26 protein-coding genes are annotated in these 26,709 nt (G+C 67.6%); 8 read left to right on the top strand and 18 right to left on the bottom strand.

Annotated features, from left to right (window positions below; translation table 11 throughout):
• Positions 1-8: 8 nt before the first annotated feature.
• The 4 genes from ACE11G_RS13210 to ACE11G_RS13195 all read right to left on the bottom strand — a co-directional run bounded on the left by ACE11G_RS13210 (position 9) and on the right by ACE11G_RS13195 (position 3,702).
• Complete coding sequence (locus tag ACE11G_RS13210; protein ID WP_006897569.1) at positions 9-314, bottom strand: hypothetical protein; 306 nt, start codon at positions 312-314, stop codon at positions 9-11.
• A 46-nt stretch (positions 315-360) separates the two neighbouring features.
• A complete protein-coding gene (locus tag ACE11G_RS13205; protein WP_375004153.1) occupies positions 361-1,236 on the bottom strand; it encodes an alpha/beta fold hydrolase in 876 nt (291 codons plus the stop codon).
• Positions 1,237-1,450: 214 nt separating this feature from the next.
• Complete coding sequence (locus ACE11G_RS13200; protein WP_006897567.1) at positions 1,451-2,620, bottom strand: acyl-CoA desaturase; 1,170 nt, start codon at positions 2,618-2,620, stop codon at positions 1,451-1,453.
• 5 nt (positions 2,621-2,625) lie between these two features.
• Positions 2,626-3,702, bottom strand: a complete 1,077-nt coding sequence (locus ACE11G_RS13195) for a ferredoxin reductase (protein WP_375002492.1) — start codon at positions 3,700-3,702, stop codon at positions 2,626-2,628.
• Positions 3,703-3,869: 167 nt separating this feature from the next.
• Here ACE11G_RS13195 and ACE11G_RS13190 point away from each other — a divergent pair, with 167 nt between their 5' ends.
• The 4 genes from ACE11G_RS13190 to ACE11G_RS13175 all read left to right on the top strand — a co-directional run bounded on the left by ACE11G_RS13190 (position 3,870) and on the right by ACE11G_RS13175 (position 8,039).
• Positions 3,870-4,562, top strand: coding sequence for a TetR family transcriptional regulator (locus ACE11G_RS13190; RefSeq protein ID WP_006897565.1), 693 nt, complete (start codon positions 3,870-3,872; stop codon positions 4,560-4,562).
• Positions 4,563-4,606: 44 nt separating this feature from the next.
• Entirely contained in the window at positions 4,607-6,064 is a 1,458-nt protein-coding gene (locus ACE11G_RS13185; protein ID WP_006897564.1) for a serine/threonine-protein kinase, read from the top strand.
• Between the two features lie 14 nt (positions 6,065-6,078).
• Positions 6,079-6,996 carry a hypothetical protein gene (locus ACE11G_RS13180; protein ID WP_222111297.1) on the top strand — a complete coding sequence of 306 codons (918 nt, stop codon included), beginning with the start codon at positions 6,079-6,081 and terminating at the stop codon, positions 6,994-6,996.
• A 179-nt stretch (positions 6,997-7,175) separates the two neighbouring features.
• Positions 7,176-8,039, top strand: a complete 864-nt coding sequence (locus ACE11G_RS13175; RefSeq protein ID WP_006897562.1) for a hypothetical protein — start codon at positions 7,176-7,178, stop codon at positions 8,037-8,039.
• Positions 8,040-8,073: 34 nt separating this feature from the next.
• Here ACE11G_RS13175 and ACE11G_RS13170 read toward each other — a convergent pair whose 3' ends face one another.
• From ACE11G_RS13170 to ACE11G_RS13155, 4 genes are read right to left on the bottom strand one after another with little or no spacing between them, the layout of a single operon-like run.
• Positions 8,074-9,429: a dipeptidase gene (locus tag ACE11G_RS13170; protein ID WP_006897561.1), complete on the bottom strand. Its 1,356-nt coding sequence runs from the start codon at positions 9,427-9,429 to the stop codon at positions 8,074-8,076.
• A 28-nt stretch (positions 9,430-9,457) separates the two neighbouring features.
• Positions 9,458-10,216, bottom strand: a complete 759-nt coding sequence (locus ACE11G_RS13165; RefSeq protein WP_006897560.1) for a pirin family protein — start codon at positions 10,214-10,216, stop codon at positions 9,458-9,460.
• On the bottom strand, positions 10,213-10,665 hold the full coding sequence (locus tag ACE11G_RS13160) for a MarR family winged helix-turn-helix transcriptional regulator (RefSeq protein ID WP_006897559.1): 453 nt from the start codon (positions 10,663-10,665) through the stop codon (positions 10,213-10,215). Before ACE11G_RS13160 ends, ACE11G_RS13165 begins: the two co-directional genes overlap by 4 nt.
• The gene (locus ACE11G_RS13155; RefSeq protein WP_006897558.1) at positions 10,662-11,633 is read right to left on the bottom strand and encodes a pirin family protein; all 972 of its coding nucleotides are present in this window, start codon (positions 11,631-11,633) and stop codon (positions 10,662-10,664) included. Before ACE11G_RS13155 ends, ACE11G_RS13160 begins: the two co-directional genes overlap by 4 nt.
• Before the next feature lie 112 nt (positions 11,634-11,745).
• Here ACE11G_RS13155 and ACE11G_RS13150 point away from each other — a divergent pair, with 112 nt between their 5' ends.
• From ACE11G_RS13150 to ACE11G_RS13140, 3 genes are all read left to right on the top strand, one after another.
• Positions 11,746-12,159 (top strand): hypothetical protein, encoded by a 414-nt coding sequence (locus ACE11G_RS13150; RefSeq protein WP_006897557.1) that lies wholly within the window; start codon positions 11,746-11,748, stop codon positions 12,157-12,159.
• A gap of 74 nt (positions 12,160-12,233) precedes the next feature.
• On the top strand, positions 12,234-13,013 hold the full coding sequence (gene aqpZ / locus ACE11G_RS13145; protein WP_006897555.1) for an aquaporin Z: 780 nt from the start codon (positions 12,234-12,236) through the stop codon (positions 13,011-13,013).
• 4 nt (positions 13,014-13,017) lie between these two features.
• Entirely contained in the window at positions 13,018-13,866 is an 849-nt protein-coding gene (locus ACE11G_RS13140; protein ID WP_006897554.1) for an alpha/beta hydrolase, read from the top strand.
• A 22-nt stretch (positions 13,867-13,888) separates the two neighbouring features.
• Here the strand turns inward: ACE11G_RS13140 and ACE11G_RS13135 are convergent, their stop codons facing one another.
• From ACE11G_RS13135 to ACE11G_RS13095, 9 genes are all read right to left on the bottom strand, one after another.
• Positions 13,889-14,746 (bottom strand): SDR family NAD(P)-dependent oxidoreductase, encoded by an 858-nt coding sequence (locus tag ACE11G_RS13135; RefSeq protein WP_082781352.1) that lies wholly within the window; start codon positions 14,744-14,746, stop codon positions 13,889-13,891.
• Positions 14,743-14,904, bottom strand: coding sequence for a hypothetical protein (locus ACE11G_RS13130; protein ID WP_006897552.1), 162 nt, complete (start codon positions 14,902-14,904; stop codon positions 14,743-14,745). Before ACE11G_RS13130 ends, ACE11G_RS13135 begins: the two co-directional genes overlap by 4 nt.
• Positions 14,905-15,021: 117 nt before the next feature.
• The gene (locus tag ACE11G_RS13125) at positions 15,022-16,563 is read right to left on the bottom strand and encodes a serine/threonine-protein kinase (RefSeq protein ID WP_006897551.1); all 1,542 of its coding nucleotides are present in this window, start codon (positions 16,561-16,563) and stop codon (positions 15,022-15,024) included.
• 8 nt (positions 16,564-16,571) lie between these two features.
• Positions 16,572-17,261 carry a hypothetical protein gene (locus tag ACE11G_RS13120; protein ID WP_006897550.1) on the bottom strand — a complete coding sequence of 230 codons (690 nt, stop codon included), beginning with the start codon at positions 17,259-17,261 and terminating at the stop codon, positions 16,572-16,574.
• 113 nt (positions 17,262-17,374) lie between these two features.
• The gene (locus tag ACE11G_RS13115) at positions 17,375-17,995 is read right to left on the bottom strand and encodes a TetR/AcrR family transcriptional regulator (RefSeq protein WP_045536895.1); all 621 of its coding nucleotides are present in this window, start codon (positions 17,993-17,995) and stop codon (positions 17,375-17,377) included.
• A 9-nt stretch (positions 17,996-18,004) separates the two neighbouring features.
• On the bottom strand, positions 18,005-20,260 hold the full coding sequence (locus ACE11G_RS13110; RefSeq protein ID WP_006897548.1) for an MMPL family transporter: 2,256 nt from the start codon (positions 20,258-20,260) through the stop codon (positions 18,005-18,007).
• A 47-nt stretch (positions 20,261-20,307) separates the two neighbouring features.
• Positions 20,308-21,708: a YibE/F family protein gene (locus ACE11G_RS13105; RefSeq protein ID WP_006897547.1), complete on the bottom strand. Its 1,401-nt coding sequence runs from the start codon at positions 21,706-21,708 to the stop codon at positions 20,308-20,310.
• 37 nt (positions 21,709-21,745) lie between these two features.
• On the bottom strand, positions 21,746-22,903 hold the full coding sequence (locus ACE11G_RS13100) for an acyl-CoA dehydrogenase family protein (RefSeq protein ID WP_006897546.1): 1,158 nt from the start codon (positions 22,901-22,903) through the stop codon (positions 21,746-21,748).
• A gap of 50 nt (positions 22,904-22,953) precedes the next feature.
• Positions 22,954-23,571: a TetR/AcrR family transcriptional regulator gene (locus ACE11G_RS13095; protein ID WP_006897545.1), complete on the bottom strand. Its 618-nt coding sequence runs from the start codon at positions 23,569-23,571 to the stop codon at positions 22,954-22,956.
• 101 nt (positions 23,572-23,672) lie between these two features.
• Between ACE11G_RS13095 and ACE11G_RS13090 the strand changes: the two genes are divergently transcribed.
• Entirely contained in the window at positions 23,673-24,302 is a 630-nt protein-coding gene (locus tag ACE11G_RS13090) for a phosphoribosylanthranilate isomerase (RefSeq protein WP_006897544.1), read from the top strand.
• A 216-nt stretch (positions 24,303-24,518) separates the two neighbouring features.
• On the opposite strand, the gene nagE is transcribed toward ACE11G_RS13090, so the two are convergent.
• Entirely contained in the window at positions 24,519-26,585 is a 2,067-nt protein-coding gene (gene nagE, locus ACE11G_RS13085; protein WP_062367163.1) for an N-acetylglucosamine-specific PTS transporter subunit IIBC, read from the bottom strand.
• Between the last annotated feature and the right edge of the window lie 124 nt (positions 26,586-26,709).

Raw genomic sequence — 26,709 nt, 5'->3', positions numbered from 1 at the left:
GATGTCGCTCAGTGGTCCTCTCGACCGGAGCCGCCGTCGTCGGCGTCCGCATCCTCGTCCGTGTCGTCGTCGTAGCCGTTCAGCGAGTCGAGTTCCTCCGGTGGGGTCTTCGGCTTCGCCTCCGGTTCGGAGTCGTTCCGTGCGGTTTTGGCCGCCTCGCGCATCTCGAACCCGTCGGTGACCAACTCGCCGATCTCTCGCGCGACGTCGGCGACGGCGGTGGTGATGATCGACGTGATGTTGCCGACCCGATGCGCGGCGCTCTCGACCACCTCCTGGATCAGATCCTTGTTCCGTTCTGCACGTCCGACCACTTCTCGTCCCTCCTGCCGGTGCCCTGCTGAAGACCAATGGTAAGCCTCACCGCCGAAGCGACTTCTCGACGAATGCCACGATCTCGCCTTCGACCTCGTCGCGGATCTCCGGCTCGTTGTGCACCTCGTGGCGGAAGCCGGTGTAGACGCGGGTGCGCACGTCGGCGTGGCCGGTCGCGACGAGCCGGTTGGCGACGTGATAGGCGCCCTCACCGTAGTCGGTGACGGGGTCCTGGTCGCCCGCGAGGATCAAGACGGGGAGGTCGCGGCGGATCTGCGGATACCACTCGTCGCTGTTCACCTGGTCGTAGAGGTCGATGAATCCCTGCAGGAACCGGACACTCATGGGCGCGCCGAAATTGTTGAACGGGTCCACCGAGTGATCGCGCACCACGTCGGGGTCGCGGGCCACCCAGTCGGTGGGACCGGCTCCGTCGCCGTAACGGGAGACGAATCCGTCGAACACGGCGCCGACGATCTCCGGGGAGGCGGCGGCGCTGCGGTCGGGCTCGGCGGCGAGCGCCCCGCGATCGACCACGGTCTCGATACCCCTGATCTGCGCGGCGATGCCGCAGAGGATCAGGGCGTCGAGATCGTCGCCGCGCTGTGCGGCCAGACCGCGGGCGATCATCGATCCCCACGAATGGCCGAACACCGCGTGCGGCAGGTCCGGATACTCGGCGCGTGCGATGTCCATGAGCGTGAGCTCGTCGGCGACGGCGGTCGCGGCCCCGTCGTCGCCGGTGTCGACCCAGAACCCCGACTCCATCGCGGTCTTGCCGTGTCCGGCGTGGTCGTCGGCGACCACTGCGAATCCGGCATCGAGGAGCCGGCCGATCAGATGCAGATACCGGCGGGAGTGCTCACCGAGACCGTGGATCAGCTGGACGACGGCCCGGGCCGGTCTGGTGGGCCGGTACATCCAGCCGTGCACGGTGTCGCGCCCGTTGTGGGAGGTGAAGGTCAATTCGGTGAGTGCGACGGGAGAGTCCTGACTGTCGGAGGACACCGGTCACGGCCGGTGGGGATGCGCCGAATGTATCCGCCGGCGACCGAAAACGTCCCGCAGACGGTGCACCGAGGGCATATTGCCCTCGGTGCACCGTCGACGGGACGATCTCAGGCGTGTCCGACCCTCAGGCGGCGTCGACGGCCTTCGAACGCTCGATGTTGACCACGATGTCGTTGTCGTCGCGGGTCATCCAGTTCGGCAGCGACAGCTTCGCGATCTTCATCCACGTGGAGCCGAGCTGCTTGCGGAGCGGACCGGTGTTGTACGGCAGACCGTACTTCTCGCAGATCGCGCGGACCTCGACCGCCATCTCCGGGTAGCGGTTGGCCGGGACGTCGGGGAACAGGTGGTGCTCGATCTGGTGGGAGAGGTTGCCGCTCATGATGTGGAAGAGCCGGCCGCCGGTGATGTTGGCCGACCCGAGCATCTGCCGCACGTACCACTGGCCCTTGGTCTCGTCGACGCATTCCTCAGCGGTGAAGGTCTGAGCGCCGGTGGGGAAGTGACCGCAGAAGATGATCGAGTACGCCCAGATGTTGCGGACCAGGTTGGCGCCGGCGTTGCCGACCAGGGTGGAGACGAAGAACGGTCCGGTGAGCGCGGGCCAGAGAATGTAGTCCTTGGCGACCTGCTTGCGTGCCTTGCGCCACATTCCGCCCAGCAGCCCCTTGACGTCGCTCCACTTGCGTTTGCCCTGGATGACGTTCTCGGCCTCGAGATCGTGGAGCATCACACCCCACTCGAACAGCACCATCAGCGCGGTGGCGTAGGCGAGGTTCCCGAGGAAGTACGGGTGCCACTTCTGGTCGCGTGCCATGCGGAGGATTCCGTAGCCGATGTCGCGGTCCTCGCCGAGCACATTGGTGAAGGTGTGGTGCAGGTAGTTGTGGCTGTGCTTCCACTGGTCACCGGGGCAGACGTTGTCCCAGTCGAATTCGCGCGAGTTGTAGGTGTCCTCCCGCATCCAGTCGTACTGGCCGTGCATTACGTTGTGGCCGATCTCCATGTTGTCCAGGATCTTCGCGATCCCGAGCGACGCGACGCCGGCGAGCCATACCGGCGGAAGGAACGGAACGAACATCGCCGCGCGGCCGGCGAACTCGAGCTTCCGCTGCGCGCGAATGATCGAGTAGATGTACTCGCGGTCGGACTCGCCGAGGTCGGCCACGATACGTGCGCGGAGTTCGTCGAGCTCCCGGCCCAACTGCTCCACCTGCTCGTAGCTGAGGTCGACTCGGGTGCCCGCCGCCGGGGCGGTCTCGGTGCGGAAGTAGTCGCTGATATTGATGGCCATTGCTGCTAAACCTCGATTTCCACGTCGCCGACGGGGGCGTTGACACAGATCTGGATGTGCTGATCGGGCTCGGAGTCGAGCTCTCCGGTCAGGATGTTTCGGGTGCACCCGGTCTTGCGGACCTTGGTGCAGGAGAAGCAGATGCCCATGCGGCATCCGTATTCGGGACGCAGCCCGGCCGCTTCGGCCTGTTCGAGCAGCGTGCGACCGTCGTTCGGTGTGGTGACGTCCGACGCGGTGTAAGTGACGTCGCCGGTGATCGGCTGGTCGGGGTCGAGCACCGGCGAGGTGTCGACGGTGAATGCTTCGGTGTGCAGTCGGTCGGCCAGGTCGCGCCGGTCCGCGTACTCGCGAACCGCGTTCATCAGGGCCGGGGGTCCGCACAGGAACACCTGTGCACCGTCGACGTCGGCGACGCCGTCCAAGTGGTCGTCGTGGAAGTGCTCGGGAGTATCCGTGCGGGTGTAGTGAAGTCGCACGTCAACGTGGTTCAGGGTGCGATCGAGCGCGTCGAGTTCCGCGCGGTAGGGAACGTCCTCCGGTGTGCGCGCATAGTGCACGAAGGTGACCGGGCGGTCGTGTCCTTCGACAATCAGTGTGCGCAGCATTGAGAGGACAGGTGTAATCCCGCTGCCGCCGCTGACGAGCACGGTCCGGTCGGGGCGGACGTCGGGGAGGACGAACTCTCCGGTGGCCGAACTCAGGGTGAGGACCGTCCCGGGGCGGGTCTGCTCGCGCAGGTAGCGGGAGATGAAGCCGCCGGAGTGCGCGGTCACGGTCAACTCGATCTCCGAGGCCTTCTGCTCGGCGTTGGCCGGGGAGAAGAACCGACGGTGGCGGACGCCGTCGACTACGCCGCTGACCTCGATGTACTGCCCTGCGCGATGGCCTGACCACTGGCGGGTGGGGCGCAGGGTGAGGGTGACCGATCGGTCGGTCTGCAGGCGGACGTCGGTGACCTTGGCGCGTGTGTCGCGCCAGGTGATCATCGGATCGATCAGTTCCAGGTAACGATCGACGGGGTACGGGGTGGCGGTCGCCTCGACAATCGTCTCGACGAGGCGGGCGATCTTGCTGGCCATCGTTCCTCCTTTGAGGATCGTCGTTCACTTTCAGTGAACGTCTGTACACAAACGAGCATGACATATGACCGCGCCGGGGTGTCAAGGCATTGCCGGTGTGTCTGCCGTCACGTGCGCTCGCCCACCGCGGGACCGGGCGCCGATCCCGACCGCCTAGACTCGGGTTTGTGACTTCCTCTCCCGACTCACCAGGCACGACGCCGCGCAAGGTGCGCGCGAAGCGGTCGCGGCCGGGGTCCGGGGGCAGTCGTGCGGAGAAGAAGGAGCAGACCAGGCAGGCGCTGCTCGACACCACGATCGACTTGGTGGACGACCGTTCTTTCGGAAGCATCAGCCTGCGCGAGGTGGCGCGCGGGGCGGGCATCGTCCCCACCGCGTTCTATCGGCATTTCGCGTCGATGGAAGACCTCGGCGTGACACTCGTCGAAGACGCCATGCGGGTGCTGCGCGGCGCCTTGCGGGAGGCGAGACGGGATCTGGCCGGGCGAGGCATGCCGACCGCGCGCGAGTCGCTGTCGACCCTGCTGAAGAAGGTCCACGGCGACGAGGCGCAGTTCCGCTTCCTGGTGCGTGAACGCCACGGCGGCGTCGCCGAGGTGCGCCGGGCGATCGCGACCGAGCTGCGCTTGTTCTCGCGTGAACTGGCGATCGACCTGGCCCGTGTTCCCGCGCTCGCCGATTGGGGCGTGGACGATCTCGAAGTCGCCGCCGATCTGATCGTCACGATCATGATGACCACGGTGGCCGAGCTTCTCGACGGCGACGGCCGGGAGTCCACCGAGCGCGCGCTGGTCGAACGCGCCGAGAAACAACTGGTGATGGTCTTCCTCGGCATGTCGGCGTGGAGGCCCTCTCACTGAGATCCGGACCTTCCCGGCACGCCCTGTCGGAGGGATGAGGAAGGATGGTCCGCATGGCACAACAGGGTTCTCGGGTCGGCACGCAGTTCGGGCCCTACCGGCTCGACGCTCTTCTCGGGTACGGCGGCATGGGCGAGGTGTACCGGGCGTACGACACGGTGCGTGACCGCGAGGTGGCGGTGAAGCTGCTGCACGAGCGTTTCGCGGGCGACGAGACGTACGAGGAGCGCTTCCGGCGTGAGGCGCAGGCCGTCGCACGGCTCGGCGAGCCGCACATCATTCCGATTCACGACTACGGTGCCATCGACGGCGTCCTCTACCTGGACATGCGGCTCGTCGACGGCGAGGATCTGCGGTCGCGGCTGCGTCGGACCGGCCCGATGGCGCCCGCCGACGCGGTGGGGCTGATCTCGCAGATCGCCGAGGCGCTCGACGCCGCTCACTCGGTCGGACTGGTGCACCGCGATGTGAAGCCGGAGAACATCCTCGTCACGGCCACCGACTTCGCCTACCTCGTCGACTTCGGCATCGCGCATCAGGCGGCGGACACGCGGCTCACTCAGGCCGGGACCGCGATCGGATCGCTCGCGTACATGGCGCCGGAGCAACTCGACGGTGTTCCGTCCGGTGCGATGTCGGATGTGTACTCGCTCGCCGCGGTGCTCTTCGAGACACTCACCGGCAAGCCGCCGTTCCCGGGGGCCACGGTCAGCCAGATCGTGCGGGCCACCGTGATGAACGAGGTGCCCTCGCCCCGGCAGTCGGCGCCTTCGGTGTCGCCGCAGCTCGACGCCGTGGTGGTTCGGGGTCTGGCGAAGGATCCCGCAGCGCGATTCGGTTCGGCGGGACAGATGGCCGCGGCCGCTCGGGCCGCGCTCGAGGGGCATTGGCCGGACAGTGCGTCCGCGCCGACCACGTCCGTGCAGACGGGTCCTCGAGCCTACGATCCGACGGTCCTCGGGGCCCGCCCGCAGACGGCGCCGCTGCCGGAATCGCAGGCCTACCCGGAGCCCCAGTTCTCCCAGCCCCAGTTCGCGCAGCCCCAGTTCTCCCAACCCCAGCAGTACTATCCGCCGCAGCCGAACGGCGACGGTCGCGCGCTGCCCGTCGTGCTCGGGGCGCTGATCGGTCTGCTGGTGCTGGCGTTGATCGGTCTGGGTGTCTACTGGTTCGGTTTCCGTGACTCCGGCGGCGCCGGCACGACCGCGACACCGTCGTCGACCACCATCACCACCACCGTGCCGCCGACCACTGTCGCGGCCACCCCTCCGCCGGGTACCACGAACTGCGATTCGGAGGTGGGCGTCGCCTCGAGCGTCACCAGCTGTGAGTTCGCGTTCAACGTGAAGTCGGCCTATCTCGCGGCCGGGCCGAAGGGACAGGCTCGCACCGTGGTGGCGGACAGCCCGGTGACCGGTCGCAGCTACACGATGTCGTGCAATCCAGAGGATGGAGTAGTGGTGTGCCGCGGAGGCAACAACGCAGTGGTGGTGATCTTCTGACTCGGCGGATCACGGTGACGAGGCGGACCGCGGTACGCCGGGCGGCCGCGGTGGCGGCTGCGGTGGCGTGCCTGGTCCCGACCGCGGCGTGCGGGACGTCCGACGGCGACGGACACGCGGTGGCCACCGTCGTGGTGACCGAGACCGCGGGCTCACCGGTTGCGTCGTCCGACCCGGTCGGCCCGGCGTCGCGCACCGAGGCGGCGACGACCGATGCGGCGTTGACCGCGAGCTTCGACGCGATGGCCAAGACGCTGGCCGCTCCCGTGGGGCTCGCTCTCGTTCCGGTCGGCGGCGGTGCGGCGATGACCTTCGGTGACCAGTCACCGCAGGTCGCGTGGTCGACGATCAAGGTGCCTCTGGCTGTTGCCGCGCAGCGGAAGAACGGGCCGAGTGACGCCGAGACGGCCGCGATCGTGGCCTCCGACAACGCCGCCGCTGAATCCCTGTGGGCGTCGCTGGGGTCGCCGGCGGAGGCCGCGGCGGCCGTGACGCGCGTACTGCGCGAAGGGGGCGACGAACACACCACGGTGCCCTCGCGCCGGTTGCGCCCGGAGTTCACGGTCTTCGGGCAGACCACGTGGCGTCTGGCGGATGCGGCGGTGTTCTCGGCGCATCTGCCGTGCCTGCCCGACACCGGGCGGATCGTCTCGTTGATGCGGAACGTCGCCGGTAACCAGCAATGGGGGCTCGAGTCCGTACCGGGCCGCCAGACCGCGGTGAAGGGCGGCTGGGGACCGAGTGTCTCCGGCGGCTACCTGGTCCGCCAGATCGGTCTGCTCACGCTGCGCGACGGCCGGCAGGTCGGGGTCGCGATGAGCACCCAGACGTCGGCGGGATCGATGGAGCCCGGAACCCAGGTGCTCGACGGTGTCGCCCAGTGGCTCTCGAAGCACCTCGGGGCGCTGCCCGGTGGACGGTGCCCCTCGTGACTTCCGCCGTCTGACACCGCCGCCCCGGTAACACGTCCGCAACGCTGCGATTGCGTCTGCGGTACGACGCTGTCGGTGGCGATTGCCCTGCACTAATGTGACTGAAGTTGTCAATGTTGCAAGAGGTGCTTGTGTTGCGAATGGTTCGATGGTGTGCGACAGTCTGCGCGGCGGTTGCGGTGACGGCCGCGGGTAGCGGGGTGGCGCAGGCCGCACCGCCGCTGCCGTTGCCGAATGTGCTTCCGCCGTTGCCCGCGATTCCGGGGATTCCGAGTCCGCCGCCGCCGGTCGACCTGGGTAAGAGCTTCGACAAGCTCAGCAAGAGCATCGTCAAGGCGAATCCTGGGCGCGTGGGTCTCGCCGTCACCGCGACGGGAACCGGTGAGCCGCTGTTCTTCGGAACGGTGCGGACGGCGCGGGCGTGGTCGACGCTGAAGGCGCCGGTTGCGGTGGCCGCGGAACGGGCCCACGTCGCCGGCCTCGAGCCGATGGAGACCAAGTCGATCCGAGACTCGGATAACGCTTCGGCCGAGGCGATCTGGGACTCACTCGGCTCGACGCGACAGGCGATCGACGCCGTCAGTGCGGTCTTGCGCGAGGGCGGTGACTCTCGGACGCGGATCTCGTCCGAGCTGAGCCGCCCCGCGAGCTATCCCGGCGCCACCCAGTGGGCGACCACCGATCAATCGGTGTTCGCGGCGAATCTGCCCTGCCTGGCCGGATCAGATCCGCTCCTCGCCTATATGAGTTCGGTGGGACCGAATCAGCGGTGGGGGCTGGCGAACGGGAAGAAGGGCGTTCAGACGGCAGTGAAGGGCGGCTGGGGCCCGGTGTCGGACGCGACCGGCAAGTACGTCGTGCGGCAACTCGCGGTCGCGACCACGCCTCGTGGCCGGGTCGGCGTGAGCCTGGTGGCCGTCCCCGCGAGCGGACGTTTCGAGGACGGTGCCGCCATGCTGACTCGCCTGGGCGACTGGGTGCAGCGAAACCTGAAGAACATGCCGGCCGGGCAGTGCCCGCCGGCTGCGAATCCGGTGCGCTGAACCCGGCTGCGTCCCCGGCGTGTCCCCGGGCGGCTCAGCGACCGAACGAACTCAAGAGAATCGCCTCAGTGAGGGCCGTGCGACGGATCTCGCCGGGGTCGACACTCTCGTTGGGAGCGTGGATCGCACACATCGGTTCCTCGACTCCGAGCAGCGCGATCTCTGCGCGCGGCACCGTTTCGGCGAGCACCGTGCACAGCGGAATCGATCCGCCCTGACCGGAGAACTGCACCGGCAGACCGTCGTACGCGGTCGACATCGCATCGATGAGTTGCCGGTAGCCCGGACCGGTCGGATCGGCGGAGAACGGACCCCCGAAGGCGTCCGGTTCGAACTCCACGCGCACACCCCACGGGATGTGCTTGCGCAGATGAGCGACGAGCAACTCGTACGACTCCCGCGGATCGGTGCCGGGCGGCACGCGCAGGTTGAGCATCGCCGCGGCGGTCGGCATGATCGCCGCAGCGCACTCGTCCGTGCTCGGAGCGTCGAGCCCGATCACGGTGACCGCGGGGCGGGCCCACGCCATGTCGGCAGGCGTGCCGCTGCCGAGGACCTCGGTGCCGGGCAGTGCGCCGACGGTCTCCTGGAACTGCTCGGGAGTGAATGCGAAGCCCTCCCACTTCTGGTCGCTGCGCAGGCCGTCGATCGTGGTGTCGCCCGCAGCGTTGCGCAGCGACGCGAGTCCGGCGACGAGCGCCGCCATCGCGTCGGGCGCGGGGCCGCCTGCAGCTCCGGAGTGGACGCCGTTCTCCAGAGCGGAGACGGTCACCTTCACGTTCACGACGCCGCGCAGGCTGGTGGTGAGGGTCGGGACACCGACCGCGATGTTCCCGGTGTCGCCGATCAGAATCAGGTCGGCGTCGAACAGGTCCGGGCGGGTGCGGACGAGTTCATCGAGTCCCTCGCCCCCGGCCTCCTCCGAGCCCTCGATGATCAACCGCACGTTGCACGCGGCCCCGTCGCCGAGGGCACGCAGCGCGGTGAGGTGAGCCACCACGTTTCCCTTGCAATCGGCGCTGCCGCGCCCGTACCACCGTCCACCGTCCTCGACGAGTTCGAAAGGCGGTGTCCGCCACAAGGATTCATCGCCCGCGGGCTGGACGTCGTGATGGCTGTAGAGGGCTACCGTGGGACTGCCTGCGGGGCCGGCGCGATGACCGACGATGGCGGGCGAGCCGTCGGAGGTCACAATGACCTCGGTGTCGAAGCCGAGCTCGGAGAAAGCCCGCGCCACCCATTCGGCGCTGGCCCGGCTCGCATCGGCGCGAGCGGGATCGATGTGGATCGAGGGGAACGCGACCAGTTGCGCCAGGTCGGCGCGAGCGCGATCCATCAGGTCGTCGACGCGGGAGGCCAGAGTTTCCGGGGTGAGGTCCACGAGGCTCATGTCATCCAGGATGGCACGCGGGCCGTTCTCACGCCGGACGAGCCGCGTCGAAGCTCGCGTGCATCTCCCAGTACAGGATCTCGGCGTCGGTGCTCGCTTCCAGCGTGACCTCGCCGCCGTCGGTGAACCGCACGGCGTCCCCTTCGGCGATCGGGGCCCGGGGGAGCTCGCGGCTGCTCGCGGAGACCTCGCCGCGCACGACGAACAGGTGGGCGAACGGGGCGGCCGGCAGGGTGATCGCCCGTCCCGGACGCGGGCGCGCGACGTGCAGGGCGGCGTACCTGTTGGCGATCGTCAACGCGTCGGATCCGGCGTGCTGCGGTCGTCCGGACGCCACGACCACCGGGTCGCCCGCGGCAAGCCGGGAGCCGAAGTCGCGGTAGCCGTGGTCGGGTTCCAGTTCATCGGCATGCGGTGGCACCCACATCTGGATCACCCGCAGGCGTCGCCCCGACGCGCGCGAGGCGGCGTTGCGCTCGGAGTGGGTGATGCCCCGCCCGGCCGTCATGGCTCCGGCCTGACCCGCTTCGAGAGTGACCGTGTGACCGTGCGAATCCCGATGGATGAGCGAGCCTTCGACCACCCAGGTCACGATCTCCATGTTCTGGTGGTGATGGGCGTCGAGTCCTTCGCCGGGATCCACGACGTCGTCGTTGTGCATCGCGAGCACGCCGTGTGCGTTCGCGAAGATGTCGAAGTTGCCCGTTCCCGGGAACGACTGCCGGGAGCTGAGCCATTCGTTGGCCCAGAAATGGCGATCGGCGGCGGGAATCACGGTGACAGTCATCGGTTCTCATTTCGGTCGAGGTGGTCGGCGAGGCGGCGCATCACACCGGCGAGCGCGGCGGCGTCGCCGTCGCCGATGGCATGGAAGAACAGTTCGTCGACGTCGGCCGCGTGGACGAGTGCCGCGGCCTCGAATACCGCGGCACCGTCCTCGGTGATGACCGCATAGCTGCCGCGACGGTCTTCGGCGGCGTTCTCCCGGCGCAGCCAGCCGCGACGGCAGAGGACGTCCACCTGATACGACAGCCGCGACGCGGAGAACACCATGCGCCGACCGAGTTCGTTCATCCGCAGTCGGCGGTCGGGAGATTCGTGCAGCAGGAGCAGCACGTGATAGTCGGCCAGACACATGCCCGCGGACGATCGCAGTCGCCGGTCGAGTTCGGTCTGCAGTCGAGCGGAGTTCTCGATGAACAGTCGCCACGCCGCCCGGGCGGCTGGATCGGTCATCGTGCAACGTGCGGCATCAGGGCGTTCGGCGGAATGAGGCCGAATCGTCCGGCCCGGTAGTCCTCCATCGCCTCGATCAGTTGCTGCCGGGTGTTCATGACGAACGGTCCGTATTGGACGACGGGTTCGCGGATGGGCCGACCGCCGAGCAGCAGGACCTCCAGAGCCGGGCGGTTCGAGTCCTGAGCGGCGTCCGCTGAGACGGCGATCCGATCGCCGGCGCCGAGCACCGCGAGTTGTCCGCCCTCGATGGGGCGTTGTTCGGCGCCGACCCGACCGCGCCCGGAGAGAACATAGACGAGCGCGTTGAAGTCGGTGCGCCAGGGCACCGACAGCCGAGCCCCGGGCTGGACGGTTGCGTGGGCGAAGGTGATCGGTGTGTGGGTGGACCCGGGACCGTGGTGGCCGTCGATCTCGCCGGCGATGATGCGCACCAGTGCGCCGCCGTCGGAGGAGGCGAGCAACTCGACTTGTCCGCCCTCGAGGTTCTGGTATTGCGGGGTCAGGAACTTGTCGGCTGCGGGCAGGTTCACCCAGAGCTGGATGCCGTGGAAGGCACCGCCGGACTCGACCAGCTCCGCCGGTGGGGTCTCGATGTGAAGGATGCCCGAGCCCGCCGTCATCCACTGGGTGGCGCCGTTCTCGATCAGCCCGCCGCCGCCGGTGGAATCCTGGTGCTGGAAACGGCCGTCGATCATGTAGGTGACCGTCTCGAATCCCCGATGCGGATGCCAGTCGGTGCCGCGCGGCTCGCCCGGCTCGTACTCCACCTCGCCCATCTGGTCCATGTGAACGAACGGGTCGAGGCGATGCGCGGGCACTCCGGCGAAGGCGCGGACCACCGGGAAGCCCTCGCCCTCGTAGCCGCGGGGGCCGGTGGTGATGCCGGTGACGGTGCGGTCGGTGCTGGTCGGTGTGGTCTCCGAGAGTCGAGGCAGGGTCGAGGTGTCTGCGGTGACGGCGGGCATGGCGTCCTCCTGATCGGATGAGTAGTTCAGATTTGAACGACTTCACTCATCTGAAACGCCATCGTGCCGAGATTTGTTCCATCTCCGCGAAGAACCCGTCATACTCGCAGTCATGGCTATCAATCCGATCGTCGACCGCCCGTCCCGCGGCGGAGATCGTCAGCGTCTGCGGAAGTTGGCTCAGGCCGCTCTCAACGCAGATCAGACGGTGGATCAGGTAGAGGGCATCCTCGGCGATGTCGGGCCGGTGCTCGGCTCGATGGGCAAGACGATCGACGGTCTGGACTCCACGATCGAGAAGCTCAACGTGACCCTCGACGAGCTCAACACCACCCTCTCGAAGGTCGACGAGACCGTCGGCCGGATGGCCGCCGTGGTGGTGCGATTGGAGAAGGTCGTCGGACGTGTCGAGACCATCGTCGCCGTGGCGGAACCGGCGTTCCGGCCGATCGAGATGATCGAGAACGCGGGGCACACGATCGAGGCGATGGGCCGGGGCATCGCATCGCGAATTGGTCTCAGCTGAAACACGATTCGTCCGATTGTGGCCGAGATCTCGTAGTGTCGCCCGACAAGGGGACATCGAACGAGGAGGGCCCTATGACGGAATCCGTCTCCACTCCGGCCAAATGGCTGGCTGAACTGTTCGGAACATTCTGGCTCGTATTCGGCGGCGCGGGTACCGCGGTATTCGCCGCAAAACAGGTCGCGGACGCCACCAACGACAGCGGCGACGTGATGCAGATCCAGGTCGGCGTCGGCTTCCTCGGCGTCGCACTGGCCTTCGGTCTCACGGTCGTCACCATGGCGTACGCGGTGGGTCACATCTCCGGCGGGCACTTCAACCCCGCCGTCACTCTCGGGGCCGCAGTCGGCGGGCGACTTCCGTGGCGCGACGTCCCCGGATACTGGATCTCGCAGCTCGTCGGCGGTCTGATCGCGGGTGCCGCGATATTCGGTATCGCACAGGGCAAGCCCGGCTGGGACGCGACCGGAAACATGGCGGCGAACGGCTTCGGCGATCACTCTCCCGGCGGCTACTCTCTGGCCGCGGTCGCGATCGCGGAGGTGCTGCTCACCGCCTTCTTCATCATCGTCATCCTGGGCGCCACCGACGGTCGCGCGCCGAAGGGCTTCGGCCCGTTGGCGATCGGCCTCACGCTGACCCTGATCCACTTGATCTCGATCCCGATCTCGAATACCTCGGTGAATCCCGCGCGGTCGATGGGTGTGGCGTTCTTCAACGGCGACGGCGCGCCCGGCCAGCTGTGGGCGTTCTTCGTGTTTCCGCTGATCGGCGGCCTGATCGGCGGCGTGCTGTATCCGCTGCTGTTCGAGAACGGAAAGCTCGCGGTCGGCACTCGGCGTAACGCAGAATGATGGAGTGAGATCTCAAACGCTGTCCGTGGCAGGCGTCCACGGCGTCTCGATCGTCTACGACGTCCATCGTCCCGAGTCCGGGGCGGTGGGCGTCGTCATCATCTCGCACGGTCTCGGGGAGCACGCCGGACGTTATCGGCACGTCGCGCAAAGGCTCACCGACCTCGGCTACGTGGTCGTCGCTCCCGATCATGCGGGACACGGCAGATCGGGCGGGAGACGGCTCGGGGTGACGGACTTCCGCGACTTCACCAGCGACCTGCACACGGTCATCGAGCAGACCGACCGCGGCGACGGCCCCACCTTCCTGATCGGGCACAGCATGGGCGGCGCGATCGCACTCGACTACGCGCTCGAGCATCCCGGCGTTCTGGACGGGCTGGTGCTGTCGGGGGCCGCACTCGTGCCGGGCGACGATCTCCCCGGCTTCATGGTCAGGCTGGCCCCGGTGATCGGCAGGCTGGTGCCGCGACTGCCGGCTACCGCACTGCCCGCGTCGGCGGTCAGCCGCGATCCGAATGTGGTCGCAGCGTATGAGGCCGATCCGCTGGTATGGCACGGGAAGATCCCGGCGGGTCTCGGGGGCGCCCTCATCTCGACGATGGCCACATTCCCGGATCGGTTGCCGAGTCTGACGACGCCGACGCTCGCGCTGCACGGCGGCGGCGACAGGCTCGCGAATCCGGAGGGTACCCGAATGGTCGGGAGGCTCGCCGGCGGCGACGTCACAGTGAAGATCTACGACGGACTCGCACACGAGATCTTCAACGAGCCCGAGCACGACGCCGTTCTGCGCGATGTGACCGAGTGGATCGCAGCGCACCGTCCCGAGGGCCGGACGCCGCCCGACTGACCGACGCGGGCCGCGCGAGCCGTCAGATTCCGAGACCGGCGGTCAGCCGACCGGCCAGCCGCGGTGACACGGCGGCCACGGCGCGCAGCACCAGGGCGTACCGGGGATAGAGTTCCGCGGGCCGGGTGTCGGCGGCGCGGATCAGCCAGGCCGCTGCCTCATCGCTGGTCAGAGCGGGGGCGTCGGCGTAGTCGGCGGTCGGTGCGATCATCGGAGTGCGGACGAGCGGGAAACCGGCATTGGTGACAGCCACTCCGGTGCCCCGGCACTCGGCGTCGAGCGACCGGCCGAAGGCGGCCAGCGCGGCCTTCGACGCGTGGTACGCGCTGAACTTGGGCATCGCGCCGGCACTGACACCCCAGGTGACGACGTTGATGATGTGTCCGCGCCCGGCCTCGACCATCGCGGGCAGCAGACCGAGAACGAGTTGGACCGGCCCGAAGTAGTTGAGGGCCATCGTGCGCTGGTAGTCGTGGAAGCGCTCCACCGTGTCGAGGGCTGATCGGCGGATGGAGCGCCCCGCGTTGTTGATGAGGATGTCGGGGACGCCGAACCGCGCGAGGATCTCGTCGGCGAGGCGTTTGGCGTCGTCGGGATCCGAGAGGTCCGCGGTGACCGGGAAGGCCGTGCCGCCGTCGACGGTGATGGAGTCGCATACCGCGTCGAGAGCATCGGGCCGTCGTGCGACGGTGATCACCGTGGCGCCGCGCGCTGCGAACAGCCGCGCCGCGGATTCACCGATCCCGGAGGAAGCGCCGGTGATGACGACGGTGGCGCCGTGCAGGTCGCGCTGCCGCCCACCGAGCATGTGCCGGAGTTCATCGAGGGTCTGCGGCGGATTCAACAGGGCGCTACGGACGGCGTGCAACATCGGATTCACTTGTACTGCTTGATGACTCGGAGAGCTTCCTCGGCGTCGACATTCTTGGCCACGAGCTTGCCGTTCTTGACCTTTCGGATGCTGTAACGGTCACGTTTCTTCGCGTCGGCGACGTGGAGTCCGGCCTTCTTGGCCTTCTTGTTGAGATCTTCCAGCACAGCAGGATGGTAACGCCTCAAGGTGAACGCCTTCGACCGGTCGGCGACTCGAGTCGGGCCGGTGTGCATCGCCGCAGGTCGTGGCGGGTTCCGGTGAATCGGTGACGCGCTGACTCCTCAGCAGATGTCGGTACCGACGGGCGTCACGTCATCGAGACGTCGCGTGTATGCTCCGCCGCCGAGGCGCGAGGTGGTGGCGCATGCGGCGGCCGGTGACGAACCGGGGTAGTAGACGGCGTAGACGGGGTTCCCGTTCTCTGACTGTTTGAGCGATGCGCAGGAGTGATCGGTACGCAGATAGGAGGCACCCGGGTACCGGGCGAGCGCCGCGGCGATCTCAGCCGCATATGCACCCGGCGTGACCGCGTTGTAGACGACGGTGACGGCCTGCCCGTTGCACGACGGCCGGCTGATGGGTGTCGGCAGGCCCAGATCTCCGGCGCCGAGGCCGGGGACGGGACTGACTTCGTCGACCGGCGTCGGCTCCGCGTGAGCCGATTCGGTCAGTGTGGACTCCGATCGATCGCCCGTGCCGTCGACCGTCCCCGTGCCTCCGACCGTCCCCGTGCCTCCGACCGTCGCAGTCTGGGTGACCGGCGCGGGCTTGAGGGTGCTGGTCGCCGCGGCCGTATCGGGACCGCCGGTTCCAGACGAGTAGAGCCAGGCGATCGTCCCAGCGGCGAGGAGGACCACGGCGGCCACGCCGGCGGCGATGACGCCGTTTCGGGCGCGGTTCGATCGCGGTGCGGTCGTCGGTGTCGGCACCGGTTTCGGAGCGACCATTGTCGGCGCGTGCGCGGGAATGGGTGCCGCGGGAATCGGTGCCGCGGGGATCGGCGCCGCGGGGCGCTGCCCGGTCAGGGCCGCTCGGGCGGCAGCGGCGAACGCACCCGCGGACGCGATTCGGTCGGCCGGGTCTTTGGCGGTGCCCGCGGCGATGACGGCGTCGAACGGTGTGCCCGTCGGTGGCACCGGACGGCTCAGGTGGCCGGCGATGACCTGTTCGATGCTCGTCGACGGATAGGGCGTGGAACCGGTGAGGCACTCGTACAGGACACATGCCAAGGCGTACACGTCGCTGCGCGGGCTGACCGGAGTCTCGGAGCCGAACCGTTCGGGCGCCATGTATGCGAACGAACCGATCGCCATTCCCGTCGACGTGAGACGAGTCTGACCGGCGGCTTGGGCGAGTCCGAAATCGGCGAGGTACGCGAAGTCCCGGCCGTCGAGCAGGATGTTCTCGGGCTTCACGTCTCGATGCAGCAGACCGGAGGCGTGTGCGGCGTCGAGCGCCGCAGCGACCTGTTCGATCACATGGACGGCCAGGCCGGGATCGCGCAGACCGTCGTCGATCCGCGCGCGGAGGTGGCGACCGTGCACGATCCGCATGTCGAGGAAGAGCCGACCGTCGATCTCACCGAAGTCGTGGATCGGAATGATGTGCGGGTCGTTCAGCCTGGCGACGGTCTGTGATTCGCGCATGAAGCGCGCTCGGAAGGCGTCGTCGCCGGCGAGGCCGGGAGGTAGGAGTTTGAGTGCCACCGTCCGGTCCTTGACAGTGTCGATCGCCTCGTACACCTCGCCCATCCCGCCGCGGCCGAGGAGTCGGACGAGCCGATACGGCCCGATGGTCGAATCGGATCGGTCAGCACTGGTCATCGGCGTCCTCAACTGTCGGGGCGGGCCGGTCCCTCCAATGCGACGCGCAGCCGCTGCTCCAATTCCGCGGCGCCGGCCGCGGGGAGGTCGATCAGCCCGTCGAGTTCCCGCCGCGCCCGAGCATAAGCCTGCTGTCGTTCCTGCGGACTCGCAGCCTCGTCGCCCGCCAGATTCAGCAGCCGCTGGGCACGGGCGAGACGTTCCTGCTCGGCCGGATTGAAATCGCCGCGCCTGCGCCTGCGCGCCTCCTTCTCGGCCACGTCGAGTGCTGTCGCGTAATCGTGGACGGCGTCGCGATAGCGTTCGACGGCCTCGGGTGAGGTGTCGTCGGGAGACGGACGCAGCAGTTCGGCGCGGCTGCGCGCGCGATGGAACTCCGCGGTCAGCGGTTCGCGCAGGTCGACGAGCATCGGGTAGTCGAGGATGGTCGCCAGATCCGTCTCGTACCCGAACCATCGATCGTCGGTGGTCTGGTGCTCGGTGACCGCGCGACGCAGATCGCGCTCGAGCGATTCGGCATCCACCCGGGCCCGGCTCTGGGCCCGGGCGAGCGCGACCTTGGCCTCCTGCCGCAGGCGGTAGCGCTCGAGCCGTCGCTCGGCGCGACGCTCGTTCCATGCCCCGAGCGCACGTACGGCACCGCCGATCGTTCCGCCGAAGACGAAGATCAACCACCAGTAGTGTCCGATCGCACCCATCACGCCACCCACGGATTCAGCGTACTGCGGACGCGGCCGAGATACCGGTCTCGAGCGGGGCGCCGACCGCACCGGGTAGCCGGAGCCCCATCAGCCGACCCCCAGCCGACCCGTCAGACCGGCAGCCCCTGCTCCATCAGGTCGAGGGCTGCGAGGCATTCGTCGAGTGAGGCCAGGCCGGTGCGGGTGATGTCGGTGAGATGGAACATCACTCCGGAGACTGCGGAGACGAACACGCGGAGCCGGAAATCGTCGTGCGCGACGCCGAGATAGTCGGCGAAGTAGTCGGTCGCCGCTGAGATCACGCGGTCGGACTCGAACTGGTACGTCGCGCGCAGGCTCGGCTCGCTGTGCAGAATCCGGAGCCGTTCGGGATTGGCCGCCCACTCGTCCTTCTCCGCGATCCGGTACATCCGCGTGATGAGTTCGCGGACGAGACCGAAGTGGCTCAGACCGGCGGGGATCTCCTGGAGGATCGCGTCGCGCTCGTCATCCAGGTCGTCGCTGATGATGACCTGTTCCTTCGACTGGAAGTAGCGGAAGAACGTGGTGTGCGAGACATTCGCCGCCTCGGCGATCTGCGCGACGGTGGTCGCCTCGTAGCCGTTCCGGTCGAAGAGCTCGAGTGCTGCCGCCCGGATGTCGGCCCGAGTCCGGGCCTTCTGGCGTTCGCGTAAACCGGGCCGCGGCCCCGAGGAGGTCCTCGGGGCCGCGGCGGTCGGATTGTCGTTCATGTCCGTACTCTATGCCGTCCCGCTCGGGCTCGGCTCGGGGCTGTTGCCGCCCACCGCCACCGGTGTCTCGGTCGAGGGCAGGCCGCGGTCGCGGACCTTCTCGCCTTCGATGTCGAAGTTGAGGACCAGCTTGTCGAGCCAGCGGGGCAGACCCCACGCGCGGTTGCCGAGCAACGCCAGCAGGCCCGGAACGATGACCATTCGGACGAGGAAGGCGTCGAAGAAGACGGCGATCGCGAGGGCGAAGCCCATCATCTTGGCGGTCGTGTCCGGCGACAGCATGAACGCGGCGAAGACGCTGATCATGATGACTGCGGCGGACACCACCACGCGGGCGCCGTGGCGGTAGCCGGCGACGATCGCGTCCTTCGCGCTCATGCCGTGAATGAACTCTTCACGCATGCGGGTCACCAGGAACACCTGGTAGTCCATCGCGAGGCCGAAGACGACGCCGATCAGGAAGATCGGCAGGAACGACAGCAGCGGCTTGGTGTGGTCGATCAGGCCGAAGGTGCCGTCGGTGAAGATGGCCGTGGTGATGCCGAACGTCGCCAGCATCGAGAACACGAAACCGATGGTGCCGATCAGCGGAACCCAGATGGAGCGGAAGACCCCGATCATGATCAGGAAGGCCAGACCCACCACGACGACGAGGTAGGGGATCAGTGCCTTGTCGAGCTTCGCCGAGAGATCGGACATGATCGCCGTCTGGCCGCCGACATGAATCTCCGCTCCCTGTGCCTCGACCGCCCCGGAGGTGTCGCGGATGGCCTCGACCAGGTCGTGGGTCTGCGGCGAGGACGGCGAACTGAGCGGCGTGACGATGATCATCGCCGAATCCGCGCCCGCGTTCGGGTTCTGCGGGGACGGGCCATTGCCGGTCCAGGACACCATTTCCGGCGCCGCGACGCCGGGCAGCGCCTTGATCTTGGCGACGGCGGTGTTCGCCGCCGCGTCGATGGTGCCCTCGTCGGTGTGCATCACCACCACCAGCGGACCTGCGACACCGGCGCCGAAGCCCTTCGCCATCAACTCCTGTCCGGCCACCTGGTCGTCGGTGACGGTGTCCATACCGAGGGTCATGTTCTTGATCGGGATGGCCGCGACGATCAGAATCGCGAGGCCGGCGACGACGAACGGAATCGGCTTGTTGACCAGAGTCCGGCCGAACTTGACTCCGAGGGAGTCGGAGTCCTTCGATTCCTCGGCGTGCCTGATCCACGGAATCCGGGGTGTGAAGGCGAAGCGACCGAAGGCGCCCAGCAGCGCCGGAATGAAGGTCAGCGCGGCCAGGACGGCGACGAGGATGGCCACGGCCGCGCCGAGGCCCATCTGGGTGATGATCGGGATACCGATGACCATCAGGGCGGCCACCGCGATGATCACCGTCAGGCCGGCGAAGACGACCGCAGATCCGGCGGTGCCGACGGCGCGGCCCGCGGCGTCGGCTCGGTCACCGCCTCGCGCGGCTTCGGACCGGTAGCGCGAGACGATGAACAGTGCGTAGTCGATCGAGACCGCGATTCCGAGCATGGTGATGATCGCCGTGGCGGCCTGATTGATGGAGAGGACCTCGGCTGAGAGAGTCACCAGCATCATCGTGAGTCCGACGCCGACGATGCCGGTCACCAACGGGATGAAGGCCGCGATGAGCGCGCCGAAGGCGATGATCATGATGACGAAGGCGATGGCGAAGCCGATCAGCTCGGCCTTGCCCGCGGGCTCCTGCGCCGACATGACGCCGCCGGTGGCCTCGACCTTCAGGCCGTCGCCGCGATGCTTCTCCAGCACGTCGAGCAGCTGATTCTTGGTCGCGACGTCCACGTCCATCAGATTGATCTTCTGGTGAACGCTGATCAGCCCGATCTTGCCGCCGTCGCCGATGACGGCGGAGGCCATCTCCGGTTTGGCGGCCGCGACGGCGAGCGGGTCGAAGACCGTCCCGGCGTCAACCTCGTCGAGCGTCTTGAGGTCGGCGACCAGCGACTGAATCTCGTCGGCATGGCGGGCGAGACCGTCGTCCGCCGCGACGACGACGATCGTCGACGGTTCCTCCTGCTGCTTGTTCTGCGCGGGGAAGTTCTCCTGAAGCTGCTCCATCGCGACGCCGCCGTCCGTGCCCGGCAGGTCGAAGTCCTGCGCGAACTTCGGCTGCAGTGCGCCGACGGCTCCCGCGACGATCACAAGCGCGGCCACCCAGGTGGCGAGCACCCACCATTTGTGCCGGAATGAGAACCGTCCGACGCGGTAGAGAATCGATGACATGCTAACGATTGTTAGTCAGTACCACTTTCCGTGCAAGGTGAACTCGTTCACTTCTCCGTTGCCTGTGCGCCCGGCCTCACAAGTGCGGCGGCGATCGCGGTGGTGAGCGGCACGCTGCCCGCGAGAGCGATGCCGCCGACGAAGGCGCGCGCCAGTTCGATCGCGACTTCCTCGCTGGTGATCAGTGAGCTGAAGGGCTGAGCCGCCACCGAGAACAACAGGAGCAGGGGCAGGGCGCTGCCCGCATAGGCGAAGACGAGCGTGTACACCGTCGAGGCGATGTGGTCCCGCCCGACGCGCATCGCCGAGCGGAATGCGCCGAGGCGGGTCTGTCCCGGAATCGCGGCGAGCTCGAAGGTCGCCGACGCCTGGGTGATCGTCACGTCGTTGAGGACTCCGATGGTGCCGATCACGAATCCGGCCAGCAGCAGTCCGTTGAGGGAGATGGTGCCCTGGTAGAACTGCAGATTGGCGGTTGATTCGGCAGACAGTCCGGTGAGACTCATCGTCGATATCGCCAGACGGCTCAGGACGGTCGCGAGGACGAGTGAGGCCAGCGTGCCGAGCAGAGCCGAACTGGTCCGCAGATTGAAGCCGTGCGCGAGATAGAGGACGGCGAACAGGATCGCGGCCGCCGAGACCACCGCCACGCCGACCACGGAATGCCCGTCGAGGATCGATGGCAGAGTGAAGAAGCCGAGGACCACGAAGGCCACGATCAGACCGACGATCGCGCGGGCGCCGCGCCACGTCGCGACGGCGATGATCGCGAGCACGAAGGCGATGGCCCAGACGATGATGCCGGTTCCCCGCTGGTAGTCGTAGAAGCCGTAGCGGGCGCGGCCGTCCGGGCCAGGCATCGCACTGACGCGGATCGCGTCGCCCTTCTCAAGCGTGGGCTGCCCGGGCTGTGGTTCGTCTGCGGTGGCTGGGTCGGCCGCCGGCGCACCGGGGACGTCCGCAGACTGAGCGGCGTTCGTCGCGATCATCAGGACCGTGTAGCGCCCGGAGTCAGGGCCCGACGTCAGCTTGAGGATCGACGCCCGGCACGGGCCACCGGTGGTCGGGACGGTGGGGAACTCCGCGGACGCCACGCCCGTCGCCGGTGACGAGCAGTCGGCCTTGATCTGCGAGATCACCTCGGCATCGGACACCTGGATCGGACCGCCCGTGGCGGATCGGAACTGCATGGGAATCGGGCGGTCGGCGTGGCCCGGCCACAGCACGATCATCCCGATGCCGACGGCGAGTGCGGCGACGGACAGCAGTCCGATCACCACCGGTTTCGCGTAGCGAGTCAGCTGGCCCGGGAGGTCGCCGCCGCCGTGATGATGGCCGTGCGAATGGCCGGAATGCGCCGCCGCGTGCGGAACGTCGGCCTTTCGGCGTCGCTCCGCACGCGGCGGTGGGTCGTCTCTCGGCTCCGGCTCGGGCAGTCGATGGCTCACGCGCCCGAGACTAGAGCGTCGGAGGTCGGATGTCCCCTTACAGACCCATGTCCTTGGCGATGATCGAGCGCATGACCTCGCTGGTACCGCCGTAGATCCGGTTGACTCGGTTGTCGGCGTACAGGCGGGCGATCGGGTACTCGTTCATGTAGCCGTAGCCGCCGTGCAGCTGCAGGCAGCGGTCGATCACGTCGGCCGCGGCTTCGGTGCAGAACAGCTTCGCGGACGCGGCATCGGCGGCGGTCAGCTCGTTCTTGTCGTAGGCCTCGAGTGCGCGGTCGACGACCGCTTCCATCGCGTCGACCTTCGCTTTGCACGCGGCCAGCTCGAACTTGGTGTTCTGGAACGCGGCGACGGGCTTGCCGAACACCTGACGCTCCTGCGTGTACTCCTTGGCGAAGCGGATCGCCGCCGCACCCTGCGCGTACGCGCCGACGGCGATCGAGAGGCGCTCGCGCGGCAGGTGCTGTCCGAGGTAGTAGAAGCCCTGGTTCTCCTCGCCGAGGAGGTCCTCCACGGGGACCTTGACGTCGGTGAACGACAGCTCCGCGGTGTCGGAGGTGCGCAGACCCAGCTTGTCGAGCTTGCGTCCGACGGCGTAGCCCTCCGACTTGGTGTCGACGACCAGGAGGGTGATGCCGAAGCGGCGATCGGTCTCGCTCGGAGCCGAGGTGCGTGCGCAGACGATCACGCGGTCGGCGTTGACGCCGCCGGTGATGAAGGTCTTGGCGCCGTTGAGGACGTAGTGGCTGCCGTCCTCGGAGAGCTTCGCGGTGGTGCGCATACCCGCGAGGTCGGAGCCGGTGCCGGGCTCGGTCATCGCGATGGCGAACATGGTCTCGCCGGACGCCATGCCGGGCAGCCAGCGCTTCTTCTGCTCCTCGTTGGCGTGCTTGAGGAGGTAAGGGAGACACAGCGGGATGTGTGCCGCGGAGCCGCCGAGGCTGACGCCGGCGCGGGCCATCTCCTCGGTCAGGACGGCCTCGTACTTGTACGAGTCCACGCCCGCGCCGCCGTACTCCTCGGGCACCTCGATGCCGAAGACGCCGAGCTCGCCGATCTTCAGGTAGAAGTCGCGCGGCACGATGCCGTTCTCGAGCCACTCGTCGTAGACGGGCACGATCTCGGATTCGATGAACGCCCGGATCGTCTCCCGGAAAGCTTCATGGTCCTCGGTGTAGATTTCGCGGCGCATCGCGCCACCTCCTTCTTCGATGGGTCACAGCGGGTAGGGCTGCGGGTGTTTCAGGACTTGGCTCCGGCTATGCGGAGTGCGGCGTCCGCGTAGAAGTCGGCCACCTGGGTCGTCGACCAGGTGCCGCCGTCGCGGAACCAACGGGCCACGTCGACGCTGCTGCCGACGATCGCAACTGCCGCCATCCGCGGATCGGGAGTGTCGAAGACTCCCTGGTCGATGCCGCGGTGGAGGATCGCCGCGAGCACGTCTTCGATCTGCTTGCGCAGGTCGACGATCTGCGCACGGTGGTCGGGCTCGAGTGCGCGGAGCTCGTAGTTCACCACGCGGGCGCTCACGTGCCGGTCGGCGTGGTACATCGCGAACTCGCGAATGAAGCGGCGCAACTGCTCGACGGGATCGTCCGTGCCCGCCGCGGCATCGCGCACTATCCGGAGGATCGCCTCGTGGCCGGCGAGCGAGATCTCGAAGAGCAGTTCCTCTTTCGAGCTGTAGTGCACGTAGACCGCGGCGGGACTCATTCCCGCGGCAGTCGCGATGTGCCGGGTTCCCGTGCCGTGGAAACCGAGTTCGGAGAAGGACGCCATCGCGCCCTCGCGGAGACGCTTGCGCGTCTGCTCGGACTTGGTCGTCGGTTCGTCGGGGTCGACGGCCGAGTGCTTCGCCATGGTTGACCTCCGCTCCGCCGGGAAATTTCTAAGCGATCGCTTATTTCTATCGCACTGTAGCACGGGTTACCGGCCGGTCACCTAATCGCCCGGTGGCTAGCATGGACGGCATGTACGTGAAGGTGTGCGGCCTGACGTCGGAGGATGCTGTCGGTGCGGCGGTCTCGGCCGGAGCCGATGCGATCGGTGTGGTGATGAACGAGACGAGTCCCCGTGCCGTCGATCGCGACCGGGCGCGCGCGGTGGTGCGCGCTGGACGAAGCGCGGGAGGGCCCGGCCTGGACATCGTTCTCGTCGTCAACGACAAGCCCGCGGTCGATGCCGCGGCCCTGGCCGTCGACCTCGGCTTCGACGTTCTGCAACTGCACGGGCGTCGCTACGGAGAAGCGGACTTTCGTGCGGCGGCGGAAGGGATCGGCCGGATCTGGCGCGCGACATCGCTGGTGCACGAGCCGCCGTTGACGGTCGGAGCGTACGGGGAGGAGCGGCTGCTTCTCGATGCGCCGAAGCCGGGGTCGGGGGAGCGCTGGGATCTGTCGATGCTCACTGACCGCGGACTGTCGGGCCAGTGGCTGCTCGCGGGCGGACTCACTCCGGACAACGTCGCGGACGCGATCGCTCAAGCGCACCCGTGGGGTGTCGATGTGTCCAGTGGCGTCGAGTCCGCGCCGGGCGTCAAGGATCTGGCCGCGATCAGCAGGTTCGTCGAGGCGGCGAAGTCGCGAAGGTGAGTCGTGCCGGCCGTCAGTGATCTCTGTCACGCCCGGGTGATAGCTTTCAGTTAGTCAGGTAAAGACGGCTTGACCACGGGCCCGATGCCGGACGCATGGCCTGGCGACCAGCCACCACCGACCACCCCTGGCGCCTGAACACCATCCACCACGCCGGACAAGCTCAGAACCTGCACCCGCCGCCGCGCATGATTCCAGCACGCGCGGCGGTCTCCGTCAGGTCAGTTCGACGGTCGCGGACTTGTCGTTCATGACGACCACCGGGGTCACGGTGGCGAAGCCCGCGGCTTGGATCTTGGCCAGATCGACGTTGAGAATCGGCTGTCCGGCGCTGACCGTGTCGCCGGCCTTCACGAGTGGTTCGAACCCGTCGCCTTTGAGTTTCACGGTGTCGAGGCCGACGTGAATCAGCACCTCCGTGCCGTCCTCTAGTCGGAGTCCGATGGCATGACCGGTGGGAAACACCGTCACGACGGTCGCATCTGCGGGGGCCACCACTTCGCCCGACGTGGGGACGACGGCCGCACCCGGCCCCATCATGCCGCTGGAGAAGGTCTTGTCCGGGACCTCCGAGAGGTCGACCGCGTACCCCTGGAGCGGGCGCTGCAGAGTGATGACCTTCGCTGCCGGTTTCGTCAGGACGGCGGTCGAGCCGTCGTGCGCGGCACCCTCCTCGGCCTCCGCCTCGGCGACGGCAGCCTCGGCCTCGTCCACTGCTTCCACCGCGGCTTCGACCGCCGTCGGATCCACCTCGCCGGACATGATCTTCTCCATCGCGTCCTTGACGAACTGGACGTTGAGTCCATAGATGACCTGCACCGAATGCCCGCCGGGCTTCATGGTGCCGGCAGCTCCGGCCCGTTTGAGCGCGGAATCGTCGACCTTGCCCGTGTCGTCGATCTCCATGCGCAGACGGGTGGCGCAGTTGTCGAGTTCGAGGATGTTGGCCTTGCCGCCGAGAGCGTCGATGAACTTGGCCGCGGTGCCGATGAACCCGGCTGAGACGCCTCCCTCGTCATCGGCGTCGACGGGTTCGTCGTCCTCGCGCCCAGGCGTCTTGAGCTGGAACTTGAGGATCACCCACCGGAACACCAGGAAGTAGACGAAGAACCAACCGATGCCCAGCACGATGATGATCCAGGGATTCTCGGCCATCGGGTTCTTCCAGTTCAGCACCAAGTCGACGAAGCCGCCGGAGAAGCCGAAGCCCATTCGGACCGGAAGAAGCTGGCAGATCGCCATCGAGATGCCCATGAAGACCGCATGGATCACGAAGAGGAAGGGAGCCAGGAACATGAAGGCGAACTCGAGCGGTTCGGTGACGCCGACGAAGAACGACGAGACCGCGCCGGAGAGCAGGATGCCGTAGGCGATCTTCTTCCGCGTCGTCTTCGCGGTGGTGTACATCGCGAGCGCGGCGCCCGGAAGGCCGAACATCATGATCGGGAAGAACCCGGTCATGTACTGACCGGTCACGCCGAACGTGCCCTCACCCGAGAGGAAGTTGTTCAGGTCGTTGATCCCCGCTACGTCGAACCAGAACACCGAGTTCAGAGCGTGGTGCAGTCCGAACGGAATCAGCAACCGGTTGAAGAAGCCGTAGAGCCCGGTGCCGACGGCGCCGAGATCGACGATGTGCTCACCGAACCAGACGAGGCCGCTGTAGACGAGCGGCCAGATGAACAGCAGGATGAGCGCGACGATCAGGGAGACTCCCGCCGTCACGATGGCCACCGACCGGCGGCCGGAGAAGAACGACAGCGCGTCGGGCAGCTTGACGTCCTTGAAGCGGTTGTAACAGAGCGCACCGATGATGCCGCACAGGATGCCGATGAACGCGTTCTGGAACGCTCCGGGTGCGAAGGCCTCGTTGACGTCCGGGGTCTGGATCGCCAGATGGCCGTTGTCCATGACGAGCTTCTGGCCCTCGGTGATGGTCGCGCCCTCTTTGGCGATCGACGTCGTGTACCCGCGGCCGAGGAGTGTCATCACCGACGTGGGCGCCAGCAGGCTGGTGACGACCAGCCACGACACCAGACCGGCGAGCGCCGACGTGCCGTCGGACTTGCGGGCCATACCGATCGACACGCCGACCGCGAACAGCAGAGCCATGTTCGAAAGCACCGCAAGGCCCGCGGTCTGCAGGAACGAGGTGACGACGTTCGGCTTGTCGTCGTTGATGCCGATGATCCAGTTGGCGATACCGACGAGGATCGCGGCCACCGGCAGGACGGCCACCGGCAGCATGATCGATTTGCCGAGGTTCTGCAGGAATTTCATCATCTCGGTGGGCTCCCATTCGGTCGTGAGACATGCGAACTGACGGGGCGTTCGGATGGACCTTAACCCGAGTGTCGCGGGCCACGGGCCTGTTCTGAGCCAACGACCGGAGCTGTTACATTAGGGA

This window comes from Gordonia sp. PS3, from assembly GCF_041950545.1.
Taxonomy (GTDB): domain Bacteria; phylum Actinomycetota; class Actinomycetes; order Mycobacteriales; family Mycobacteriaceae; genus Gordonia; species Gordonia sihwensis.
This window is presented reverse-complemented; position numbering and strand designations above follow the sequence as displayed.